Here is a 19,045-nt window from a genome sequence, read left to right on the forward strand (position 1 = left end):
CAGACCGACTGGCGGAACGCCTGGAACTTGTGGCGTGCTGCTCCCAGCATGCTGCACGAGCCCACCGCGCGGATGGAAGGGCTGCCTGGCTTTCAGATGGTGGTGCAGCCATTCATAGCGCCGGCTCGAAACGCCCGATTTGGGCAGGCCAGGTGTGTCGAGATTGAGGTCACGCCGAGCCGAAGTCGAAGACGGGCGCGAAGCGACCAAACAAGGTGGCTTCCGGGAATCGGAGCCAAGCGCACTTAAAGTACGTGACCGGAAGCGCAGGGAACCGCCATTTGCAGGCCGGCATCACCTGAACATCGGCACAGCCTAGTGCAGCACCAGCATATCGCTCGACGAAAACGAAATCTCGGCCTTCTCGCCGACCGCGGGTGGCGGCGTTGCCGGGCTGTTGAACGTGTCGAGCGAAACCGTGTTGCCGCCAATACCGACCCGAACCCGGATCACCGAACCGAGGAAATGCACTTCGGAGATCTCGCCCGAAAGGCTGGAGTCGCGGCCGGGCTGGCGGCCAAGCGAAATTGCCTCGGGCCGCAGTGCCAGCGACAGCGTATCGCCCGACTTGGAACCGTTGAGCTTGCCCTTGAGCAGGACTTCCTCGCTGTTGACGCGGACCTTGCCCGACGCGGCGTCGGTGACGGTGCCTTCCAGCACGTTTAGCGTGCCGACGAAATTGGCGACGAACTTGGTTGCCGGGCGGTTGTAGATCTCGAACGGCGTACCCACCTGCTCGGCCTTGCCGCCATACATGACGGCGATGCGATCCGAGATCGACAGCGCCTCTTCTTGGTCGTGCGTCACGAAAATGGTGGTGATGCCGAGCTTCTTCTGGATCGAGCGGATTTCCTCGCGCAGCGACACGCGCACCTTGGCGTCGAGCGCCGACAGCGGCTCGTCGAGCAGCAGCAATTTCGGCTTGGGCGCGATGGCGCGGGCCAGCGCGATGCGCTGCTGCTGACCGCCCGAGAGCTGGTAGGGATAGCGGTCCGCCATCTGCGGCAGCTTGATGATGCCCAGCATTTCGGCGACACGGGCATCAATGTCCGCCTTGGACATGCCCGCCACCTTCAAGCCGAAGCCGATGTTCTGCGCCACGGTCAGGTTCGGGAACAGCGCATAGGCCTGGAACACCATGCCGACATTGCGCTGGTTGGGCTTCAGCGTTGTGATGTCCTTGCCGCCTACGACGATCTTGCCGGCGCTCGGCTCCTCGAAGCCGGCGACCATGCGCAGCACGGTGGTCTTGCCGCAACCGGACGGCCCGAGGAAGGAGACAAATTCGCCCCGCTCGACATCGAGATTGAAATCCTCCACGACGGTGGTGGCGCCGAAGGACTTTCGAACGTGCTGGATGGAGAGGAACGGGTCGGCCATGGAGTTGTTCTTTCGATCAGTTCGGGCGGTTCGCCGATTTCGGCGCGAAGCGGGACAGGATCTGGATCAACGACATGCACCCCCAGGTGATGGCGAAGGCGATGATGGCGAGGGCCGCCGGCTCGTAGGCCCGGTTGGCACCGATGTTCTGCAGGTAGGGACCGAAGGCCGGCCGATTGAGCAAGCTCGCCATGGTGAATTCGCCGATGACGATCGCGAAGGTGAGGAAGGCGCCAGAGAGCACCGCGATCAGCACGTTGGGCAGGATGACGCGGGTGATGATCGTTCCCCAACCGGCGCCCAGAATCTGCGCCGCTTCCGTCAGTGTGCGCACGTCGATGGTCCGCAGACCCGTATCGACGGCTCGATACATATAAGGCAGCGCCAGTGTCGCATAACCGATGACCAGCAAGGCATTGGTGCCCGTGTCGGTCGCCAGGAACGGCAGCGGTGAATTCGAGCCATACATTCTGATATAGCCGAAGACGATGACGATGGCCGGGATGACCAGCGGCAGCAACGTGATGAACTCGACGACCGGCCTGAGCTGCGGCAGGCGAAGCCGGATCCAGTAGGCAGCCGGCACCACGATGAGCACGCCGAGAATGATGGTGAAGACGGCGGCAAGCACCGAATAGCCGAACGTCGCCTGGAAGCGTGCGTCGCCCAGCACGACCTTGTAGGCGTCGAAGGAATAGACGCCGCGCCGCATGCGCATCGAGAACTCCACTGTCGCGATCAGCGGAATGAAGAAATAGGCCGCGCCCAGCGCGAAGACGACCCAGGCCCAGAACCTGCCAGCCTTCATTTGAGCCACCTCTCGGAGCGGGTGCGGAACCAGATATAGAAGACATTGGCAAGACCGGTGATGACGATCATGCCGAAGGCTATGGCATAGCCGAGATGGGCATTGTGCAGCACGTCTCCGCGGATCTGGGCATAGAGCAGGATCGGCACGATGTTGAGCGACGAGCCGGTCAACGCATAGGCGGTGGCGATGGCGCCGAAGGCATTGGCGAACAACAGGATCACGGTGCCGAGGAAACTCGGCCAGATCACCGGAATGACCACCATGCGCCAGTACTGCGCCATGGTCGCGCCCAGCGTCGCGGCGGCCTCGCCCCATTCCTTCTTCAGCCCGTCGATGGCTGGCACGATGATGACCACCATCAGCGGGATCTGGAAATAGACATAGGTCAGGGTCAGACCCCAGAACGACAGGATGTTGAAGCCGTGCGCATAGATGTTGAGGCCGAACAGGGTGTTCAGGAGCACCGTCGCCAGGCCGAGCCGGCCGAGCGTCGCAAGAAAGGCGAAAGCCAGCGGCACGCCGGCAAAATTGGAGGCAACGCCGGAAAACGTCAGTGTCGCCGAACGTATCCAGTCCGGCAGACCGCCGCGCACGATGGCGATGGCAATCGCCAGGCCCGCAAAGGCGCCAATCAGCGACGAGGCCAGACTGACCTTGATCGAAATCCAGTAGGCGGCGACGATCGACGGCTGTGCCAGCGCCGCAATATTCTCGAAGGTGAACTCGCCCGCATCATTCTGGAACGCACCCAGCATCAGATAAAGCGTGGGCAGGATCAGGAACATGATGGCGAAGATGAAGAACGGCGCGACGCCAAGCCATTGCGTCGGCAGCCGCAAGGCGCGCGCCTCACCGGGGGGTACGGTCTTCCCCGCGATGGCCTGATTGGAAAGCGAGAGATCGGTCATGCGCCGGCTACCGTCATCGAGGGAGTCCGGGCGGCCACGCGGCCGCCCGGATCGATTTCAAGTGTTACTTGACGTTGGCGCCGACAACGGCGTCCCAGTTCTTGGTGATGGCTTCCTTGGCCTTGCCCTGCTCGTCGAGCGTCGGGAACACCGCGGCCGCGTAGGACTCGGCCGGAGGCAGCTTGGCCAGCACGTCCGCCGGGATCTTGTTGTTCTTGGCAAGATCGTTGAAGCGGATCGGGTGGCAATAGCCCTTCAGCCAGGCGATCTGGCCTTCGTCGGAATAGAGGTATTCCAGCCAGAGCTTGGCTGCATTCGGGTGCGGCGCAAAGGCGCTGATCGCCTGCACGTAGACGCCGGCGACCACACCGGTCTTCGGCACGACGACGTCGACGGGCGGGTTGCCCTTCAGCGTGTCGCGGCCGGCCAGCGCGTTGTAGTCCCAGGTGACCAGTATCGGGGTCTGACCCTGGGCGAGCGTGGCGGCCTTGCCGATGACCGGCACGAAGTTGCCGGCGGCGTTGAGCTTCTTGAAGTAGTCGAGGCCGGCGGTGCCGGCGGCTTCGCCAGCGGCCGCGCCTGACGACAGGCCGGCGGCGTAAACCGCCTGGATGGCCTGGTTCGAGGCGCGCGGATCACCGGCAAGGGCTACCGAGTTGGCGAATTCCGGCTTCAGCAGGTCGGCCCAGTCCTTCGGCGATTCCTTGACCAGATCCTTGTTCACCTGGAAGGAAAGCACGCCGTAATAGTCGCCGGTCCAAAACCCTTCCGCATCCTTGGCGCTGTCGGGGATCGAGTCCCAGGTCGACACCTTGTAAGCCTGGATCAGGCCATCCTTCTTGGCGGACGGACCGAACGACAGGCCGACGTCGATGACGTCGGGAGCCTGCGGGCCCTTGTTGTCCTTGTTGGCCTTGATCGCCTCGACCTCGTCGCCGGAACCGGCATCGGGGTTGAGTTCGTTGATGGTGATTTCCGGATACTTCGCCTTGAAGCCGGCGATGACATCGCCGTAGCCGCACCAGTCATGCGGCAGGGCGATGGTGGTGAGTTGGCCTTCCGCCTTCGCGGCCTTGACGAGATCGTCCATCGAAGCCGAGGACGAAATCACCGTCGACGCAAAAAGCGCCGCGGCCGAAAGGGAAAGCACCTTCCCCGTGAACTTGAACATGTGTTCTCTCCGTTGAACTGACGCCGTTGGACGCCTGCGATGCGGTATCGTTTTCATGTGACAGCCAGATGAAAGCTTTGTGAAACCGGCTGCTCGCAGTACGAAAAAGTAAACTCTTTTTAACCTGATGTAGCAATCGCCTCGCGATTCTTTTTCCGGCTAACTAGTTTCTGCCTTGCCCGTCATCCTCCCCCTTGTTTCTGTAGCCCCTTTTCAGATCAATTTCCTGTGCGGAAAACGTCTCAGACCGTGCCGGCGATGGCGTTTTCGAGCAACGTCAGCGCGGCCTTCTTGGTCAGCTTGACCGGGTTGCCGCCGGCGGTCGGATCGACCACCGCCATGTCGGCGATCAGCCCCTTGCGCTTCTTGTCCATGTCGAGACCCTTGATCAGGCCCGGCAGCGCGTGCGGCACCTTCAATTCCTTGCGCAGCTTGATGATTGCCTTGGCAAAGCCGTCGAAACCACCCTTGATGCCGCAATAGGCGGCGAGCCGCGCGATGCGCACCTCGATGGCATCACGGTTGAAGGCCAGCACATAGGGCATGAACACGGCGTTGGTCATGCCGTGATGGGTGTCGTAAAGCGCGCCGACCGGATGCGACAGCGAGTGGATGGCGCCGAGCCCCTTCTGGAAGGCGGTGGCGCCCATGGCGGCGGCGCTCATCATATGGGCGCGCGCGACGAGATCCTTGCCATTGGCATAGGCCTTCGGCAGGTTTTCGAAAACGAGCCGGATACCCTCGACGGCGATGCCGTCGGCCATCGGATGATAGCCCGGCGCGCAATAGGCTTCGAGACAGTGGGCGAGCGCGTCCATGCCGGTGCCGGCTGTGATGAAGCCCGGCATGCCGACCGACAGTTCCGGATCGGCGATGACGATGGCCGGCAGCAGCTTGGGATGGAAGATGACCTTCTTGGTGTGCGTCGCCTCGTTGGTGATGACGCCGGCGCGGCCGACCTCCGATCCGGTGCCGGCCGTGGTCGGCACGGCGATGATCGGAGCGATCGCATCCGAATTGGCGCGTGTCCACCAGTCGTCGACATCCTCGAAGTCCCAAACCGGCCGCGTCTGGCCGGCCTGGAAGGCGATCAGCTTGCCGAGATCGAGCGCCGAGCCGCCGCCGAAGGCGATAACGCCGTCATGCTTGCCCTTCTTGAACACGGCGATGCCGGCGGTGAGGTTGGATTCGACCGGGTTGGGCCTCACCTCGGAGAAGACGCCATAGGGGACCTTGGCATCGTCGAGGATCTTCAGGGTCGAAGCGACGACCGGTAATTTCGCCAAGCCCGGATCGGTGACGAACAGCGGCCGCTTGATACCGGTGGCCGCCAGAACCTCAGGCAGTTCCTTGATGCGCCCGGCGCCGAAGCGGACGGTGGTGGGGTAGTTCCATTTGGAGATCAGCTTGGACATTTTTGTCTTTCAATAAATCAGATGACTTCACGCAGGTGGAATGACTTCGGCCTCGTCAGATTGTCGTAGCCGATGGCCGACAGTGCGGCACCCTTCCCAGTGTCCTTGACGCCGGTCCAGACCAATGCCGGATCGAGATAGTCGCAGCGGTTCATGAACACCGTGCCGGTCTCGACGCGGTTGCCGATCGCCACCGCATGCTCCGTGTCGCGCGTCCAGATCGAAGCCGTCAGCCCATAGGGACTGTCGTTCATCAGCGCGATCGCCTCCTCATCGTTGCGCACCTTCATGATGCCGACGATCGGGCCAAAGCTCTCCTCGCGCATGACGCTCATCTGATGATCGACTTGCGTCAGCACTTCTGGCGCCAGATAGGGCGAGCCGGCCTTGTCGTTGGCCACCTTCATGTTGATGTGCGCCACCGCGCCCTTGCGCAACGCCTCGGCCTTCTGCTCGCGGATCAGGTCGGCGAAGCGCGCCTGCGCCATCGGCCCCATCGTCGTCGCCTGATCAAGCGGATTGCCGACCACGTAGTTTTTTGTCTCGGCGATGAAGCCTTCGACGAATTCGTCATAAACCTTCTCGTGCACATAGACGCGCTCGATGCCGCAGCAGCACTGGCCGGAATTGTAGAAGGCGCCGTCGACCAGATTGACGACCGCATGATCCATCTTGGCGTCCGGCAGCACATAGGCTGGATCCTTGCCGCCAAGCTCGAGGCCGAGCGTCATGAAGGTGCCCGCCGCCGCCTTTTCGATGGCCCGGCCGCCGGCGACCGAACCGGTGAAGTTGACATGGTCGATCTTGCCCGAGCCAAGCAGCCTCTCGGTCTGGGCGTGATTGAGCACGACATTCTGGAACACGCCCTTGGGCAGGCCGGCCTTGTCGAAGGCCTGCTGGAAACGCTCGCCGACCAGCAGCGTCTGCGCCGCATGCTTGAGGATGACGGCGTTGCCGGCCATCAGCGCCGGCACGATTGTGTTGACGGCGGTGAGGTAAGGATAGTTCCACGGCGCGATCACCAGCACCACGCCGAGTGGATCTTTCTTCACATAGCGGCGGAACCCGTCCTTCGGGTTGGAGGCCGGCACCGGCCGCAACGCCGCCTCGGCGATCTCGACCATATAGTTGGTGCGTTCCTTGACGCCGCCGAACTCGCCGCCGTAACGCACCGGGCGCCCCATCTGCCAGGCGATCTCCGGCACGATCTCGTCGGTCATCGCGACCAGCGCCTCCAGCATTGCGAGCATGTACTTGCCGCGTTCGACGATCGGCGTCTCAGCCCACTTCTCCTGCGCCGCCTTGGCGCGCTCGATCGCGGCATTGATCGCCTGGTCTGTCGCCACCGGTCGCTCGGCATAGATCGAGCCATCGACGGGGGATATGATTTTGACCGTTTCGGTCATTTTGTAAGTCCTCGCACTTCTGCAACAATCGACAAATCGCATGGCTTGGCGCTGCCCCTCATCCGCCTGCCGGCACCTTCTCCCCGTTCTTCACGGCGAGAGGGTAAGGGTGAGGGGCGGCGTCAACGTTCGCAGGCTACCTTAATACCGCTCGAACCCCCTGTGCAGTTCCCAGTCCGTGATGCGGCGGTCGTATTCGAACTGCTCCCACTTGGCGGTGTGGACATAGTGTTCGAGCACGTCGTCGCCGAGCGCCTGCTTCAGCATCTTCGACTTCGCCAGCGTCTCGGTGGCATCGCGCAGCGTCTTCGGGATCTCCGGCAAACGAGATGCCTGGTAGGCGTCGCCGACGAAAGGCTTCTGCAGTTCAAGCTTCTCGTCGATGCCGGCAAGACCCGCGGCGATCAGTGCGGCAAAAGCGAGATAGGGGTTGAGGTCGGCGCCGCCGATGCGGCATTCCATGCGGATGCCCTTGGTGCCCTCGCCGCACAGGCGGAAGCCGGCGGTGCGGTTGTCCTCGCTCCACATGATCTTGGTCGGCGCGAAGGTACCGGCCTGGAAGCGCTTGTAGGAATTGATGTAGGGCGCCAGGAACCAGGTGAACTCCTTGGCGTACTTCAACTGCCCGGCCGCCCATTGCTGGCCGAGCGTCGACAGTGTCCACTCCGCCTTCTTGTCGAAGAACAGCGGCGTCTTGCCGTCGGCACTCCAAAGCGAATTGTGGATGTGGCTGGAATTCCCGGCGAACCCGTAATTGTACTTGGACATGAAGGAAATCGCCTTGCCCTCGGACTCGGCAATCTCCTTGGCACCGTTCTTCAGGATGACGTGGCGATCGGCCATGTCGAGCGCCTCGGCGTAGCGCACATTGATCTCTTCCTGGCCCGGGCCCCACTCGCCCTTGGAGTTCTCGATCGGGATGCCGGCCGCCTCCATCTCGTTGCGAAGCCGGCGCATGACGCCTTCTTCCTTGGTGGTGATGCCGATCTGGTAATCGCCGATATAGGGCGATGCGGTGTCGAGGCCCTGCCAGTGCTTCTTGCGGGCGGAATCGTAGGTCTCGTTGAACAGGTAGAATTCGAGCTCGGAAGCGAAATAGCCGATATAACCACGCTCCGTCAGTCGCTTGACCTGCTTCTTCAGAATGGCGCGCGGCGAATGCGGCAGGTCGTCATGGGTGTGGTGATCGAGCACGTCGCAGATCACCAGCGCCGTCTTTTCCAGCCACGGTATGCGCCGCAGCGTCGCGAGATCCGGCTTCATGACGAAATCGCCGTAGCCCTTCGACCAGCTCGCCGCCTTGTAGCCGGGCACCGGCTCCATATCGATGTCGGCGGCCAGGAGATAGTTGCAGCCATGCGTTTCATCATGCGCGGAATCGACGAAGTATTGCGCCAGGAAGCGTTTTCCCGCCAGCCGCCCCTGCATGTCGACGATGCAGGCCAGCACCGTGTCGATCTCGCCGCTGGAGACCGCCTTCTTCAACTGATCGAACGAGAAATTTCCGGCCATTCCTTTGGCACTCCAGCGCTTTTTCGATTGAGCAGATAGATCAAGCCATGGCCGGCACGATGCCGGCCATGGCGATGATGACTGAGTTCAGTGGCCAGTCTCGCCGACCGCCAATTCGGCAGCCGCGATGGCAGCCTGGCGCTTGGCGATCTGGTCGCCGATCGGCGGTCCCTGGAAGCGGCGATTCTCGAAACCGAACCAAAGCACAGCGGTCAACACGATGAAGCCAATGGTGATGTAAAGCACCTTGTCGTTCGGCGGCTGGATGGCGATGTAGAAGATGATCACCATGCCGACGACCGACAGGACGCAAAGCAGCTTGAACAGCCCGGCGCCGAGATTCCACGGGCCTGGAGTCGGCCATTTCGCCGTTCCAAAAGCCATCATGCCGAGCACGATCGGAATGATGAACGACAGGAACAGGAACACCAGCGTCGAATTGACGACGATGGTGTAGATGTTGGTGCCGCCGATCGAGATGAACTGAGCAAGAAAGACGTAGATGATCTCGAGGATCGCGGCGGTCCAGATGGCGTTGACCGGCGTGCGCCAGGTTGGGCTGACTTTGGCGAGCGAGGCCGAACCAACCGGCATGCCACCGTCACGAGAGAAGGCAAACAACATGCGCGAGGCCGAGGTCACCGTGGCGAGGCCGCAGAGGAACTGCGAGATCAGGATTGCCAGATAGAGCAGCTCTTTCAGCCAGACCGGCAGGATTGCATCCATCGTCGAGAAGAAGACGCTCCAGCCCTGCTTGGCGCCGGCGGCTAGGTCGGGGATCGCCAGAGTGATCGCGCAGACCATCGCCCAGCCGATCAGCGACGACCAGAGCACGGACGAAACGATCGCCCGCGGAACGGAATGCGCTGCCTTCAGCGTTTCTTCCGAAGTATGCGCCGACGCGTCATATCCAGTGATGGTGTAGACAGGCAGCAGCAGGCAGAGCAGGAACAGGTAGCTCATGGAGCCCGACTGCGGGAAAACCCCGCCGCCAGCGTCGCCCGAGTAGTTGGTGAACGTCCACAGCCGTGTGACGTCGATTGCCGGAGCAAACACCAGGCAAGCAACGATCAACACAGCAGTTGCGCCAAGGATCAGGAAGCCGGATGCGTCGGTCAGCATGGCGGTCAGCCTGATGCCGAAGTGATTGCAGAGCGCCTGTATCACGGTGATGACGGCAACAAATCCGACGACCTCGCCCGGAGTGCCGGTAATGCCGAACCAGCTCCCGAACGTTCCGACGAAGAAGAATGCGGTACCGATGTTGATGGCACCCAGCACGGTGATCAGGCCGAGCAGATTGAGCCAGGCGGTCAGCCAGCCGGTGAAGCGATTTCCAAGGATGGATGACCAGTGGTAGAGCCCGCCAGCGGTCGGAAATGCCGAAGCGATCTGCGCCATGGCGAGGGCGAAGAACCCTGAAACAACGCAACCGACAATCCAGCCGATGCCGGCGCCGGCGCCACCGATCGAAGAGATGGCCTGGGCGAAGGAATTGATGCCGCCCGACAGGATGCAGATGATAGAGAATGAGATCGCGAAATTCGAGAAGCGGCTCATGCTTCGCGACAGTTCCTGGGCGTAGCCCATGCCGTGGAGAACCTTGAGGTCCTCCTTCTTGTCAACTTCTGTATAACCCGGTGCTGCCATTTTGGTTTCCCCTGTTGGTTCTTAGCTGGCCGATTGAACTGACTTGCCGACTGCTGGTCGAGAGCCCTTGGCCTCCTCTGGCTCCAGATCCGAAAAAATGCCCGTGAGCAGATCCGCCCATTTCCGCTGCCCGGCTTCGCCGGCGATTTCGTCATTGCGGATTTCGATCATCGCGCACGGCAAGCCGCGCGAACGTGCGTGGCGTTCCAGCGTGAAATAGACGCGGTCGGCCGGCGAATAGGGTTCGTTGACGCCGACGGTGACCCCGGCAAGCCGCTTCAGCGCGGCAATCAGAGGTGACGCCAGCCGGCGATCATCGTCGTGGATGATGCCGATATGCCAGGGCCGGTTGCGGCCCTTGTAGACCGGCGTGAACGAATGCACGGAAACCAGGCGGGTCTCCTGTCCGCGCGCCAGCCTGTCTTCGACAATGTGTTCGATGGCGCCATGGAACGGCTGCCACGACAGGGCAACACGTGCCGCGCGCTGCTTCTCCGACAGGCCGGTATTGCCAGGTATCGCCGTGGTCTCGCTGACCTGCGGCACCAGATCCGGCGCGTCAAGCGGCCGGTTACAGTCGATGACGAGGCGAGAAATGCGGGTTTCGACCAGCGTCGCGTCGAGCGCCTCGGCCATGCGCAGCGCAACCGGCAGCGCGCCCGGGTCCCAGGCGATGTGGCGGGACAGGTCCTCGGCGGCGAGGCCCAACGTCCCGAATTCGGCCGGCAGGAAATTCGAGGCGTGATCGCAGGTCAGCACGAAAGGGCTCGATCCGCCCGGGTTCGTCACCCTTACGGTATCTGACGATGCAAGGCTGGCGGGCCGTGCTTTCTCCATAGTCTGCCGTCCCCGGGGAGCGCTGTATCGTATGTTACGTATTTTGCCTCATTGCGTCCCTGTGGATGATTTCATACAGTTTGCCAGGCTTTGTCAAATGCGATTTCGGAAAAGACCGTGGACCAAGCCAGGGATGGGGAAAAGATGATTTCCAGCATTGCCGAATTGATCGCCGACCGGATTGGCACGATGCCGGCCAGCGAACGGCGGGCAGCACAGACGCTGATCGCCAGCTATCCTATGATCGGCCTGAAAACGGTTGCCGAATTCTCGGCCGCGGCCGGCGTTTCCTCACCGACGATCCTGCGCTTCGTTGCCCGGCTCGGCTTCCAGAACTATCCGGAATTCCAGTCAAGCCTGCAGGACGAACTGGCGGCGCAACTGCAATCACCGGCGACAAGGACGCTCAACCCGCCCTCGCCCGGCGGCGGCACCGTGTCACCGATGCTGGAAGCGACGCTCGACAACATGCGCGAGACCTTCAGGCACCTGTCCGACAAGCAGCTTGCCGACATCGCGGCCCGGCTCGCTGACCGGCGCGGCAAGACCTTCCTGATCGGCGGCCGCTTCACCGATCCGCTGGCGCGTTACATGGCCGCCCACCTCGCCATCATTCAGCCTGATGTCTTTCACCTCGCCGGGCAGGAAAGCATGTGGCGCGACCGGCTGATCGACATGGGCAAGCGCGACGTGCTGGTGATCTTCGACATCAGGCGCTACCAGGACAGCCTCGTCCGCTTCGCCGAGAAGGCGCATCAGCGCGGCGTGCAGATCGTGCTGTTCACCGACCAGTGGCTGTCGCCGATCGCCCGCTTTGCCCGCCATGTCATCGCAGGACGAACCGCGGTGCCATCGGCATGGGATTCGTCCGCTGCCCTGTTCGTCGTCGCCGAAACGCTGATCGGCGCCGTCACAAGGCAACTGGAAGCAAAAGGCGCCAAGCGCATCCGCGAGATGGAAAGCCTGCGTTAGGCCGTCAACGGTGCGTCGAGCCGACCTCATCGGCTCGAGCCGCGTCACCATCGAGTTCAACGATGGCGTCGATCTCGGTGCCGCTATTTCAGCAAGCGGCCCTCGATCGACCAGCGCGCTGCCAGGAAATTCAGCACCGCCGCCACAATGACACCGCCGATCTTTGCCGGCCAAACCCCGACGATACCGGCCAAGAGCGCGATCGAAAGGCTGGAGACGCCGAGCGAAATCAGCGCCCCAAGCGAAACGAAGCGAAGGAAGGCAACGCGCGGCCGGATGGCCGGATCGCGCTCGAACGACCAGAAGCCGTTCGCCACGAAAGAGAAGGTGACGGCGATGAACCAGGCGGCGATGTTGGCGGGCAGCGGCGGGACATGCAGCTTGAGCAGCACGAAGAAGCCGGCGAGGTCGATGGCCGTGTTCGCCAGTCCGACGACGGCAAAGCGAACGATCTTGCTGCCCGTCGAACGTCGGGGCCGGTCGGCATCGCTCATTCCTTGCCGCCCATGATCTCGACGCCGGCACGGGACAGGCTTGCGCCGAATTCGTCCGATGCCAGGAACGCGAACTCGACCTCGCGCACGCCTTGCATCGGGTCACGCGCGCGCAGCGTCGCGTCGACATGGCCGGGATGACACATGAACAGCCCTCGCTCCCGCAACGCCTCCACGGCGGCTAGCAGCACCGGAGCAAACCTCTCGGGCTGCCGCCAGTCATAGATGCCGGCAAGCGGCTCGAAAATGATGAAGCCGGCGCGCTGCATCGACCGGTCGAAGCCGGCGGCGAGCGCCGCGATTGCGGCGACTTTCGGCGCCGCGGCTCCACCGGTCAGTGCCGGAGCGCCGCGCAGCGCCGGCCTGCCGGCGCCTTCGGCAAGGCGCGCGCGCAGCCATCTGCGGACGACGGGAAGGAAATGCACGTGCTGGTGCCCGTCGACGAACGCGGGCCGGCGACCCAGCGCCTCGACGAAGCGGCCGTACTGGGCGTCGAGTTCGGCATGGATGTCCCGGTCGTCGACGCGGCCGCTCAGGATCGGCAATGCCAGCGAGCGGAGCGGCGGCAACCGGCCTTCCGGCGCCAGGCTCGACTGGCCGGTGATGGCTGGCTGGTCGGTCAAGGTAAGATGCAGCCCGATCGCGGCACGGTCGCATAGTGGCTTTATGCGCGCCGCCTCCCCTTCCCATTCTGGAAAGCCGGTCATGCAACTGGTACCTGTCAGGCGGCCGCGATCGAGCAGTTCGAGGATCGCTGCTGAAACCCCGGGCGCCAGGCCGTAGTCGTCGGCGATCAGGCGGATGCGCCGCGTCATGTCTCGGAAGTACCTGGCGACAGTTTGTCAGGGGCGTCGCCGCGTACGACATCGCGCACGATGTAGACCGGCCGATCCTTGCTCTCGCTGAGCGTCACCCAGACATATTCGCCGATCAGCCCGAGCAGCGTGAGGTTGAGGCCGCCGAGCAGGACGACGGCGACCATAAGGCTGGGATAGCCGGGGACGGCGATGCCGTAGAACATCACCTCGAAGAACACTTTGGCTCCGTAAACGAGGCCCGCCAACGCCGCCAGCATTCCGCTCAGGCTGATGATGCGCAAAGGGATGACGGAAAAGGACGTAAACCCTTCCAGCGAGAAGGCGATCAGGTTGAGCCGGCTCCATTTCGACGTGCCGCCGGCGCGGTTCTCCGGCGAATAGGGCATGGCTTTCTGGCGGAAGCCGGCCCAGGCGAACAGGCCCTTGTTGAAGCGCCGCTTGTCACGCAGGCTCGTCAGCGCGCGCACAACGGCACCACGCATGACGCGAAAATCTCCCGCGTTCTCGGGAATGTCGAAACGCTGGCTGCTGTTGATCAGGCTGTAGAAAAGCCGGGCCAGTTGGCTGCGCCGCCAACTCGCCTCGCGCCGGTCGTTCTGCGCAAAGACGACGTCGATGTCGGGATTTTCCACCAGTTCGGCGATCAGTTTCAGGCTGATGTCCATGGAATGCTGGAGGTCGGCATCCATGATCAGCACCATGTCGCCGCGCGACTGGTCGAGGCCGGCAAGCACTGCAACCTCCTTGCCGAAATTGCGACTGAGGCGGACGATCTCCCAGGATCCCGACAGCACATGCGAGAACCGTTCGGCGCCATCGTCGCGGCTGCCATCATCGACGAGGATCTTGTGGACAGTCATGCCGAAGCGCTGTGACACCGCCGCTTCGAGCTTGTCGAGCAGCGCGGCAAAGGCCGATGCCGATTGCGCCTCGTTGAAGAACGGTGCGACGATATCGAGAGAGAGTCGCAACTCAGCCATGTGCAACAGGCCCTTCATTCGCCACCTTGTCCCGCGCCCTGGCCCAGAACCACCACATCAGCGAACAGGCGATGAAGGTGACCATGATCGGCCGGAACCAGGGATAGAAGAATTCATGCACGTGGCGCTCGACGCCGGTCAGCCCGGTCAGGAACAGCGCCATCGACAGCACCGAGGCCAGGACGCCGCCTTGCTCCTCGCGCCACAACAGGGCGATGGCGAGACCGGCGGGTACGGCGATCATGGCATAGGTGTTCGGCTCGACGCGCGGGTTGAAGACGCACATGTAGAAAGTGGCCGTCAGGAAGATCGCCAGCCCCTCCGTTCCCTGTTCGAGCTTGCGGTCGAACCAGATGACCGCCGAAAGCGTCAGCAGGGCCATGACCATGCGCACGATCGTGGCATCGAATTCCGGAATGGGCAGTCCTATCGCGGTGAAGGGCGCCGTAAAATCGGTGGGAACAAAGTGGCTGGTATTGTCGACGGCCATCGAGGTCAGCATGTGGGCGAAATCACGATATTGGTCGTTTAGATAGCCGGCGGGAGCGAACGCGTAAGGTAGGGCGAGCACGAACAGCACCGCCAGCACCAGCACCGGTATCAGCCGCGGTCGCAGCGCTCCAGCCAGCAGCAGCATGATGATCGCGGTCGGCTTGGCGATGATGGCAAGCGAGGCCCAGAAAAACGTCTCGGCGCGCCGCCCTTCAAGCGCCGACAAAGTGAGAAGCCAGCAAGCGCCGGTCAAAAGGATCGTCGCCTGGCCGTTGCGGATCGCACCGAGCGCCATCGGCAGGGCGAGGAAGAGACCGTACGAAAGCAGCCAGGTCAATTCCCCGCCGCCGAGCTTGCGCACCTGCCGCATCGCGGCGAAGGTCAGCACTACGAAGCCGAGAACATGCCACAGCAGCCCGCCTATTTGCGGTCCCAGCTTGAATAGTGGAGCATAGAGCGCGGCAAAGGCCGGCGCGTAGAGATACCCCATCTCGGACTGAATATTGTACAGCGGCCGGCCGGCCAGAAATTCCTCGCTGCCGTATCTGTAGGCCTGCAACACAGTGCGCGTGTCGGGCGACCACAGCACCAGGACAAGAACGATCAGGAACGCTCCGATCCACATGCTAAGTCCCAAACGGTCGAAAACCGGCTTGGAAATCGTCATCAAGTCACCCCACACCACCCCGCAACAGGCCCTTGCCTGCGCCGTCCGGCATTTCGATGGCGGCGGCATATCACGGACAAAGCAGCGTGGCATAGGGACTGAAAGACGCGGATATCTCTCCCGCCTGCATGGTGGCGACAGGACACCGGCTTTTTATTGACCATCAAGAGCGGTTTGGAAAGTTTGGCATTCGAGCTTCTGACGTCCTTTCAGATGATGCTAAGGCCGGATGAACACCTTGCCATTGGGCTTGGCCAGTTCGGCCGGAACCCGCGCCATCGCCTCGGAGAGCGGCACGACAGCCGTCACGTCGGTCGACCAGCGCCCATCGGAAAAACGCTTCTGCGCCTCCAGGATCGCCGGGCCGCGGCGGTCGCGGAACTGGCGCATCCACTCGCTCAGCCAGAAGCCCTCTATACGCTTGTGCTGGAAGATCAGCTGGCCGGGTTCACGGATGACTGTCGGCTCGGGATCGAGCCGCCCGTAGATGATCCAGCGCGCCCGTTTCGGCATGACGTCGAAGATGGCCGAGGCCAGCGGTCCGGTCACCGCGTCGAGGAAGATGCGCGGTTGCTCGGCTTTGATCACCTCGCGCAGCGCCGTCTTGAAATCCGGCGCCTTTTCGTTGAGGACGTGCGCAGCCCCAAGCTCTTTCAGAGCCGCGATCTGATCGTCGCGGCGCACGGTGACGATCGGCCGGAAACTCGCTTCCCTGGTCAGACCGATGATCAGCTTGCAGAGCTGGCTGGCGCCGGCGGTCATGATGAAGGCCTTTTCGCCTTCTTCCCTGACGATGTCGAACATGGCGAGCGCGGTGAGCGGATTGACGATCATCGCCGCGCCATCCTCGTCGCGCACCGTGTCGAGGAGCGGGATGCAGACCGCCGCCTCGGCGACCGCATATTCGGCCCATGAGCCCCAATTGGTGACGCCGGTGGCGAAGGCGACCCGCTTGCCGATCAGGCTTTTGGGATAAGGCTCGTCACCGCTGGCGACGACTGTGCCGACCCCCTCGAAGCCGGCCGGCTGGCCCTTGGCGCGTGGCTGGCCGTACTGTCCCTTGACGAACATGACATCGGACGGATTGATCGAAGCCAGGCTGACCTTGATCAGAACCTGCGTCGGTCCGGGCGTCGGCACAGCGATACTGCCGGGCTGAAGATAGGGTTCCATCGCCTCCAGCACGCTGCCGGTAGGGGTCCTGGTGTAGCCGTCGCCGATCAGCAGCAGCGCTTTCATTTCGGACGGGACAGTCATCGGAGCGCTCCTTGGTACCGGCGGTAAGACCGCAACGCGGCCGCGCTGAGCTGCTGCTCAGACCCTTTCCTGCGTGTATTTCTTCAGTTCGGTGCGCGCCACTTGCCGGCGATGCACGGCGTCAGGCCCGTCGGCCAGACGCAATGTCCTCAGATGCGTCCACGAGCGCGCCAGCGGCGTGTCCTGGCTGATGCCTTGCGCGCCGAACATCTGCACCGCCTCGTCGGTGACCTTGAGCGCGACGCGCGGTGCCACGACCTTGATCTGGCTGATCCAGGGAGCGGCGGCACGCGCGTCGCCCTGGTCGATCATCCACGCCGCCTTGAGGCAGAGCAGGCGGGCCATCTCGATCTCCATGCGGCATTCGGCGATGATGTCGAAATTGGCGCCGAGTTTTGCCAGGGGCTGGCCGAAGGCCTCGCGGCGCACGGAACGCTGGCACAGCATCTCCAGTGCCATCTCGGCCTGGCCGATGGCGCGCATGCAATGATGAATGCGGCCTGGGCCGAGCCGGCCTTGCGCGATCTCGAAGCCCCTGCCCTCGCCGAGGATCAGGTTCGATGCCGGCACCCTGACATTGTCGAAGCGAAGGTGCATATGGCCATGCGGCGCGTCGTCGTCGCCATAGACCTGCATCGCCCGGACCTTGGTCACGCCTTTTGTGTCGGCAGGCACCAGGACCATCGAATGGCGGCGGTGCTGCGGCTCTTCATCGCCGCCCGTCCGGACCATGACGATATAGATGGCGCAGCGCGGATCGCCGGCGCCGGAGGCCCACCATTTCTCGCCATTGAGCACATAGTCGTCGCCCTGCCGTTCGCAGCGCATCGAAATGTTGGTGGCGTCGGACGAAGCGACATCCGGCTCGGTCATCAGGTAGGCAGAGCGGATCTTGCCGTCGAGCAGCGGCTCCAGCCATGCCTTTTTGTGCTCGGCGGAACCGTAACGCTCCAGCACCTCCATGTTGCCGGTGTCGGGCGCCGAGCAGTTGAAGGTCTCGGCGCCGAGATGCGCCTTGCCCATCTCCTCGGCCAGATAGGCGTATTCGACGGTGGAAAGACCATAGCCGAGTTCCGAGCCGGTCAGCCAGAAATTCCACAGGCCACGCTCTCTCGCGGTCTTCTTCAGCCCTTCGAGGATCTCGCTCTGGCGCGCCGTATAGACCCAGCGGTCGCCAGCCTTGCCCACCTCGCCGAGAAATTCCTTGTCGAGCGGCATGATCTCGTCGCGCACCATCGCCGTGACACGCGCGTGGATCGGCCTCACCCGCTCGGTCATGCCGAGATTCATGTCTGTCATCGGTCGCTAACCCTTCATGCACGCCGGGCACTTTACCCGTGGCAAGGATGACCGTACTTCGGATAGCCTTGTCAACGCGAACTGTTTTGCCCGCATGCCGGGGCGAGGCGCGGAGGATTGTGATGAGCTATCTGGACGAGCTGTTTTCGGTGGCCGGCAAGACCGCGCTGGTGACGGGCGCCGCGACCGGCATCGGCCGCATGGCGGCAACCGCGCTGGTCAAAGCCGGCGCTAGCGTGATGATCGCTTCGCGCAAGGGCGAGGACTGCATCAAGGTCGCCGCCGAGTTGAACGGGCTTGGCGCTTCCGGTCGGGCCGAAGGCTTCGCCGGCGATGTCTCCAGCGAGGCTGGCATCGCGGCACTGGTGGCCGAGGTCAAGGCGCGGACCGCGAAACTGGACATCCTGGTCAACAATGCCGGCGTTTCCTGGGGCGCGCCGCTGGAGAGCTTCCCTTATTCGGCATGGGCCAAGGTGCTCGGCGTCAATGTCACCGCGGTCTTCCATCTGACCCGCGAATTGCTGCCGCTGCTGGAAGCCGCCGCCAGTGATGCCGATCCGGCCCGGGTCATCAACCTGGGTTCGGTGATGGGCACGCAGCCGCTGGCCGACGACGCCTATTCCTACACCGCCTCGAAGGCCGCGGTTCACCATCTGACGCGCACTCTGGCGCTTGAGTTCGCCGCCCGACGCATCACCGTCAACGCCTTCGCCCCCGGCCCCTTCCAGAGCCGCATGACGGCTTTTGCCACCGGCAGCGATGAACAGGCGAAACGGGTCGGCAGCCACGTTCCGATCGGTCGTATCGGCGCCCCGGATGACATTGCCGGCGCAACGCTCTATTTGTGCAGCCGTGCGGGCAGCTATGTCACCGGCGCCATCCTGCCGATCGACGGCGGACAGTCGGTGCAGCATGGGCTGACCTTGTTCAAGGAATGACATTTTCCGGCCGCAGAAGCCGGGAGTGAACTGGAGGA

At 63.0% G+C, this 19,045-nt stretch carries 17 protein-coding genes; 2 read left to right on the top strand and 15 right to left on the bottom strand.

Features of this window, described 5'->3' with window-relative positions; all coding sequences use genetic code 11:
- Positions 1 to 315: 315 nt before the first annotated feature.
- The 9 genes from BLS48_RS12235 to BLS48_RS12275 all read right to left on the bottom strand — a co-directional run bounded on the left by BLS48_RS12235 (position 316) and on the right by BLS48_RS12275 (position 11,090).
- A complete protein-coding gene (locus BLS48_RS12235) occupies positions 316 to 1,380 on the bottom strand; it encodes an ABC transporter ATP-binding protein (RefSeq protein WP_091577902.1) in 1,065 nt (354 codons plus the stop codon).
- 16 nt (positions 1,381 to 1,396) lie between these two features.
- On the bottom strand, positions 1,397 to 2,188 hold the full coding sequence (locus tag BLS48_RS12240) for an ABC transporter permease (protein ID WP_091577904.1): 792 nt from the start codon (positions 2,186 to 2,188) through the stop codon (positions 1,397 to 1,399).
- Positions 2,185 to 3,099, bottom strand: a complete 915-nt coding sequence (locus BLS48_RS12245; protein WP_091577905.1) for an ABC transporter permease — start codon at positions 3,097 to 3,099, stop codon at positions 2,185 to 2,187. Before BLS48_RS12245 ends, BLS48_RS12240 begins: the two co-directional genes overlap by 4 nt.
- 64 nt (positions 3,100 to 3,163) lie before the next feature.
- On the bottom strand, positions 3,164 to 4,270 hold the full coding sequence (locus BLS48_RS12250) for an ABC transporter substrate-binding protein (protein ID WP_091577907.1): 1,107 nt from the start codon (positions 4,268 to 4,270) through the stop codon (positions 3,164 to 3,166).
- Positions 4,271 to 4,512: 242 nt separating this feature from the next.
- Positions 4,513 to 5,685 carry an iron-containing alcohol dehydrogenase gene (locus BLS48_RS12255; RefSeq protein WP_091577908.1) on the bottom strand — a complete coding sequence of 391 codons (1,173 nt, stop codon included), beginning with the start codon at positions 5,683 to 5,685 and terminating at the stop codon, positions 4,513 to 4,515.
- A 17-nt stretch (positions 5,686 to 5,702) separates the two neighbouring features.
- Positions 5,703 to 7,091, bottom strand: coding sequence for an aldehyde dehydrogenase family protein (locus BLS48_RS12260; protein WP_091577910.1), 1,389 nt, complete (start codon positions 7,089 to 7,091; stop codon positions 5,703 to 5,705).
- 141 nt (positions 7,092 to 7,232) lie between these two features.
- On the bottom strand, positions 7,233 to 8,603 hold the full coding sequence (locus tag BLS48_RS12265; RefSeq protein WP_091577911.1) for a glutamine synthetase family protein: 1,371 nt from the start codon (positions 8,601 to 8,603) through the stop codon (positions 7,233 to 7,235).
- An 87-nt stretch (positions 8,604 to 8,690) separates the two neighbouring features.
- Positions 8,691 to 10,253 carry an amino acid permease gene (locus BLS48_RS12270; protein ID WP_091577913.1) on the bottom strand — a complete coding sequence of 521 codons (1,563 nt, stop codon included), beginning with the start codon at positions 10,251 to 10,253 and terminating at the stop codon, positions 8,691 to 8,693.
- Between the two features lie 21 nt (positions 10,254 to 10,274).
- Positions 10,275 to 11,090, bottom strand: a complete 816-nt coding sequence (locus BLS48_RS12275; RefSeq protein WP_091577914.1) for an N-formylglutamate amidohydrolase — start codon at positions 11,088 to 11,090, stop codon at positions 10,275 to 10,277.
- A gap of 144 nt (positions 11,091 to 11,234) precedes the next feature.
- Between BLS48_RS12275 and BLS48_RS12280 the strand changes: the two genes are divergently transcribed.
- Positions 11,235 to 12,062, top strand: coding sequence for a MurR/RpiR family transcriptional regulator (locus BLS48_RS12280; protein WP_091578076.1), 828 nt, complete (start codon positions 11,235 to 11,237; stop codon positions 12,060 to 12,062).
- Between the two features lie 83 nt (positions 12,063 to 12,145).
- Here the strand turns inward: BLS48_RS12280 and BLS48_RS12285 are convergent, their stop codons facing one another.
- The 6 genes from BLS48_RS12285 to BLS48_RS12310 all read right to left on the bottom strand — a co-directional run bounded on the left by BLS48_RS12285 (position 12,146) and on the right by BLS48_RS12310 (position 18,069).
- Positions 12,146 to 12,556: a GtrA family protein gene (locus tag BLS48_RS12285; RefSeq protein ID WP_091577916.1), complete on the bottom strand. Its 411-nt coding sequence runs from the start codon at positions 12,554 to 12,556 to the stop codon at positions 12,146 to 12,148.
- The gene (locus BLS48_RS12290; protein ID WP_091577918.1) at positions 12,553 to 13,371 is read right to left on the bottom strand and encodes a ChbG/HpnK family deacetylase; all 819 of its coding nucleotides are present in this window, start codon (positions 13,369 to 13,371) and stop codon (positions 12,553 to 12,555) included. Before BLS48_RS12290 ends, BLS48_RS12285 begins: the two co-directional genes overlap by 4 nt.
- A complete protein-coding gene (locus BLS48_RS12295; RefSeq protein WP_091578077.1) occupies positions 13,368 to 14,354 on the bottom strand; it encodes a glycosyltransferase family 2 protein in 987 nt (328 codons plus the stop codon). Before BLS48_RS12295 ends, BLS48_RS12290 begins: the two co-directional genes overlap by 4 nt.
- Positions 14,347 to 15,513 carry a glycosyltransferase family 87 protein gene (locus tag BLS48_RS12300; RefSeq protein WP_091577919.1) on the bottom strand — a complete coding sequence of 389 codons (1,167 nt, stop codon included), beginning with the start codon at positions 15,511 to 15,513 and terminating at the stop codon, positions 14,347 to 14,349. The genes BLS48_RS12295 and BLS48_RS12300 overlap by 8 nt, the downstream gene beginning before the upstream one ends.
- Before the next feature lie 219 nt (positions 15,514 to 15,732).
- Positions 15,733 to 16,770, bottom strand: coding sequence for a zinc-binding dehydrogenase (locus BLS48_RS12305; RefSeq protein WP_091577921.1), 1,038 nt, complete (start codon positions 16,768 to 16,770; stop codon positions 15,733 to 15,735).
- A gap of 57 nt (positions 16,771 to 16,827) precedes the next feature.
- Positions 16,828 to 18,069 (bottom strand): acyl-CoA dehydrogenase family protein, encoded by a 1,242-nt coding sequence (locus tag BLS48_RS12310; RefSeq protein WP_091577922.1) that lies wholly within the window; start codon positions 18,067 to 18,069, stop codon positions 16,828 to 16,830.
- 122 nt (positions 18,070 to 18,191) lie between these two features.
- On the opposite strand from BLS48_RS12310, the gene BLS48_RS12315 reads away from it, so the two are divergent.
- Complete coding sequence (locus tag BLS48_RS12315) at positions 18,192 to 19,007, top strand: SDR family oxidoreductase (RefSeq protein WP_091577924.1); 816 nt, start codon at positions 18,192 to 18,194, stop codon at positions 19,005 to 19,007.
- Positions 19,008 to 19,045 lie beyond the last annotated feature (38 nt).

The organism is Mesorhizobium qingshengii, from assembly GCF_900103325.1.
Lineage (GTDB): Bacteria > Pseudomonadota > Alphaproteobacteria > Rhizobiales > Rhizobiaceae > Mesorhizobium > Mesorhizobium qingshengii.

Excerpts from the sequence above, each read along its gene's own strand:
- BLS48_RS12235 (WP_091577902.1), bottom strand. The coding sequence starts at position 1,380 with ATGGCCGACCCGTTCCTCTCCATCCAGCACGTTCGAAAGTCCTTCGGC.
- BLS48_RS12240 (WP_091577904.1), bottom strand. The coding sequence starts at position 2,188 with ATGAAGGCTGGCAGGTTCTGGGCCTGGGTCGTCTTCGCGCTGGGCGCG.
- BLS48_RS12245 (WP_091577905.1), bottom strand. The coding sequence starts at position 3,099 with ATGACCGATCTCTCGCTTTCCAATCAGGCCATCGCGGGGAAGACCGTA.
- BLS48_RS12250 (WP_091577907.1), bottom strand. The coding sequence starts at position 4,270 with ATGTTCAAGTTCACGGGGAAGGTGCTTTCCCTTTCGGCCGCGGCGCTT.
- BLS48_RS12255 (WP_091577908.1), bottom strand. The coding sequence starts at position 5,685 with ATGTCCAAGCTGATCTCCAAATGGAACTACCCCACCACCGTCCGCTTC.
- BLS48_RS12260 (WP_091577910.1), bottom strand. The coding sequence starts at position 7,091 with ATGACCGAAACGGTCAAAATCATATCCCCCGTCGATGGCTCGATCTAT.
- BLS48_RS12265 (WP_091577911.1), bottom strand. The coding sequence starts at position 8,603 with ATGGCCGGAAATTTCTCGTTCGATCAGTTGAAGAAGGCGGTCTCCAGC.
- BLS48_RS12270 (WP_091577913.1), bottom strand. The coding sequence starts at position 10,253 with ATGGCAGCACCGGGTTATACAGAAGTTGACAAGAAGGAGGACCTCAAG.
- BLS48_RS12275 (WP_091577914.1), bottom strand. The coding sequence starts at position 11,090 with ATGGAGAAAGCACGGCCCGCCAGCCTTGCATCGTCAGATACCGTAAGG.
- BLS48_RS12280 (WP_091578076.1), top strand. The coding sequence starts at position 11,235 with ATGATTTCCAGCATTGCCGAATTGATCGCCGACCGGATTGGCACGATG.
- BLS48_RS12285 (WP_091577916.1), bottom strand. The coding sequence starts at position 12,556 with ATGAGCGATGCCGACCGGCCCCGACGTTCGACGGGCAGCAAGATCGTT.
- BLS48_RS12290 (WP_091577918.1), bottom strand. The coding sequence starts at position 13,371 with ATGACGCGGCGCATCCGCCTGATCGCCGACGACTACGGCCTGGCGCCC.
- BLS48_RS12295 (WP_091578077.1), bottom strand. The coding sequence starts at position 14,354 with ATGGCTGAGTTGCGACTCTCTCTCGATATCGTCGCACCGTTCTTCAAC.
- BLS48_RS12300 (WP_091577919.1), bottom strand. The coding sequence starts at position 15,513 with ATGACGATTTCCAAGCCGGTTTTCGACCGTTTGGGACTTAGCATGTGG.
- BLS48_RS12305 (WP_091577921.1), bottom strand. The coding sequence starts at position 16,770 with ATGACTGTCCCGTCCGAAATGAAAGCGCTGCTGCTGATCGGCGACGGC.
- BLS48_RS12310 (WP_091577922.1), bottom strand. The coding sequence starts at position 18,069 with ATGACAGACATGAATCTCGGCATGACCGAGCGGGTGAGGCCGATCCAC.
- BLS48_RS12315 (WP_091577924.1), top strand. The coding sequence starts at position 18,192 with ATGAGCTATCTGGACGAGCTGTTTTCGGTGGCCGGCAAGACCGCGCTG.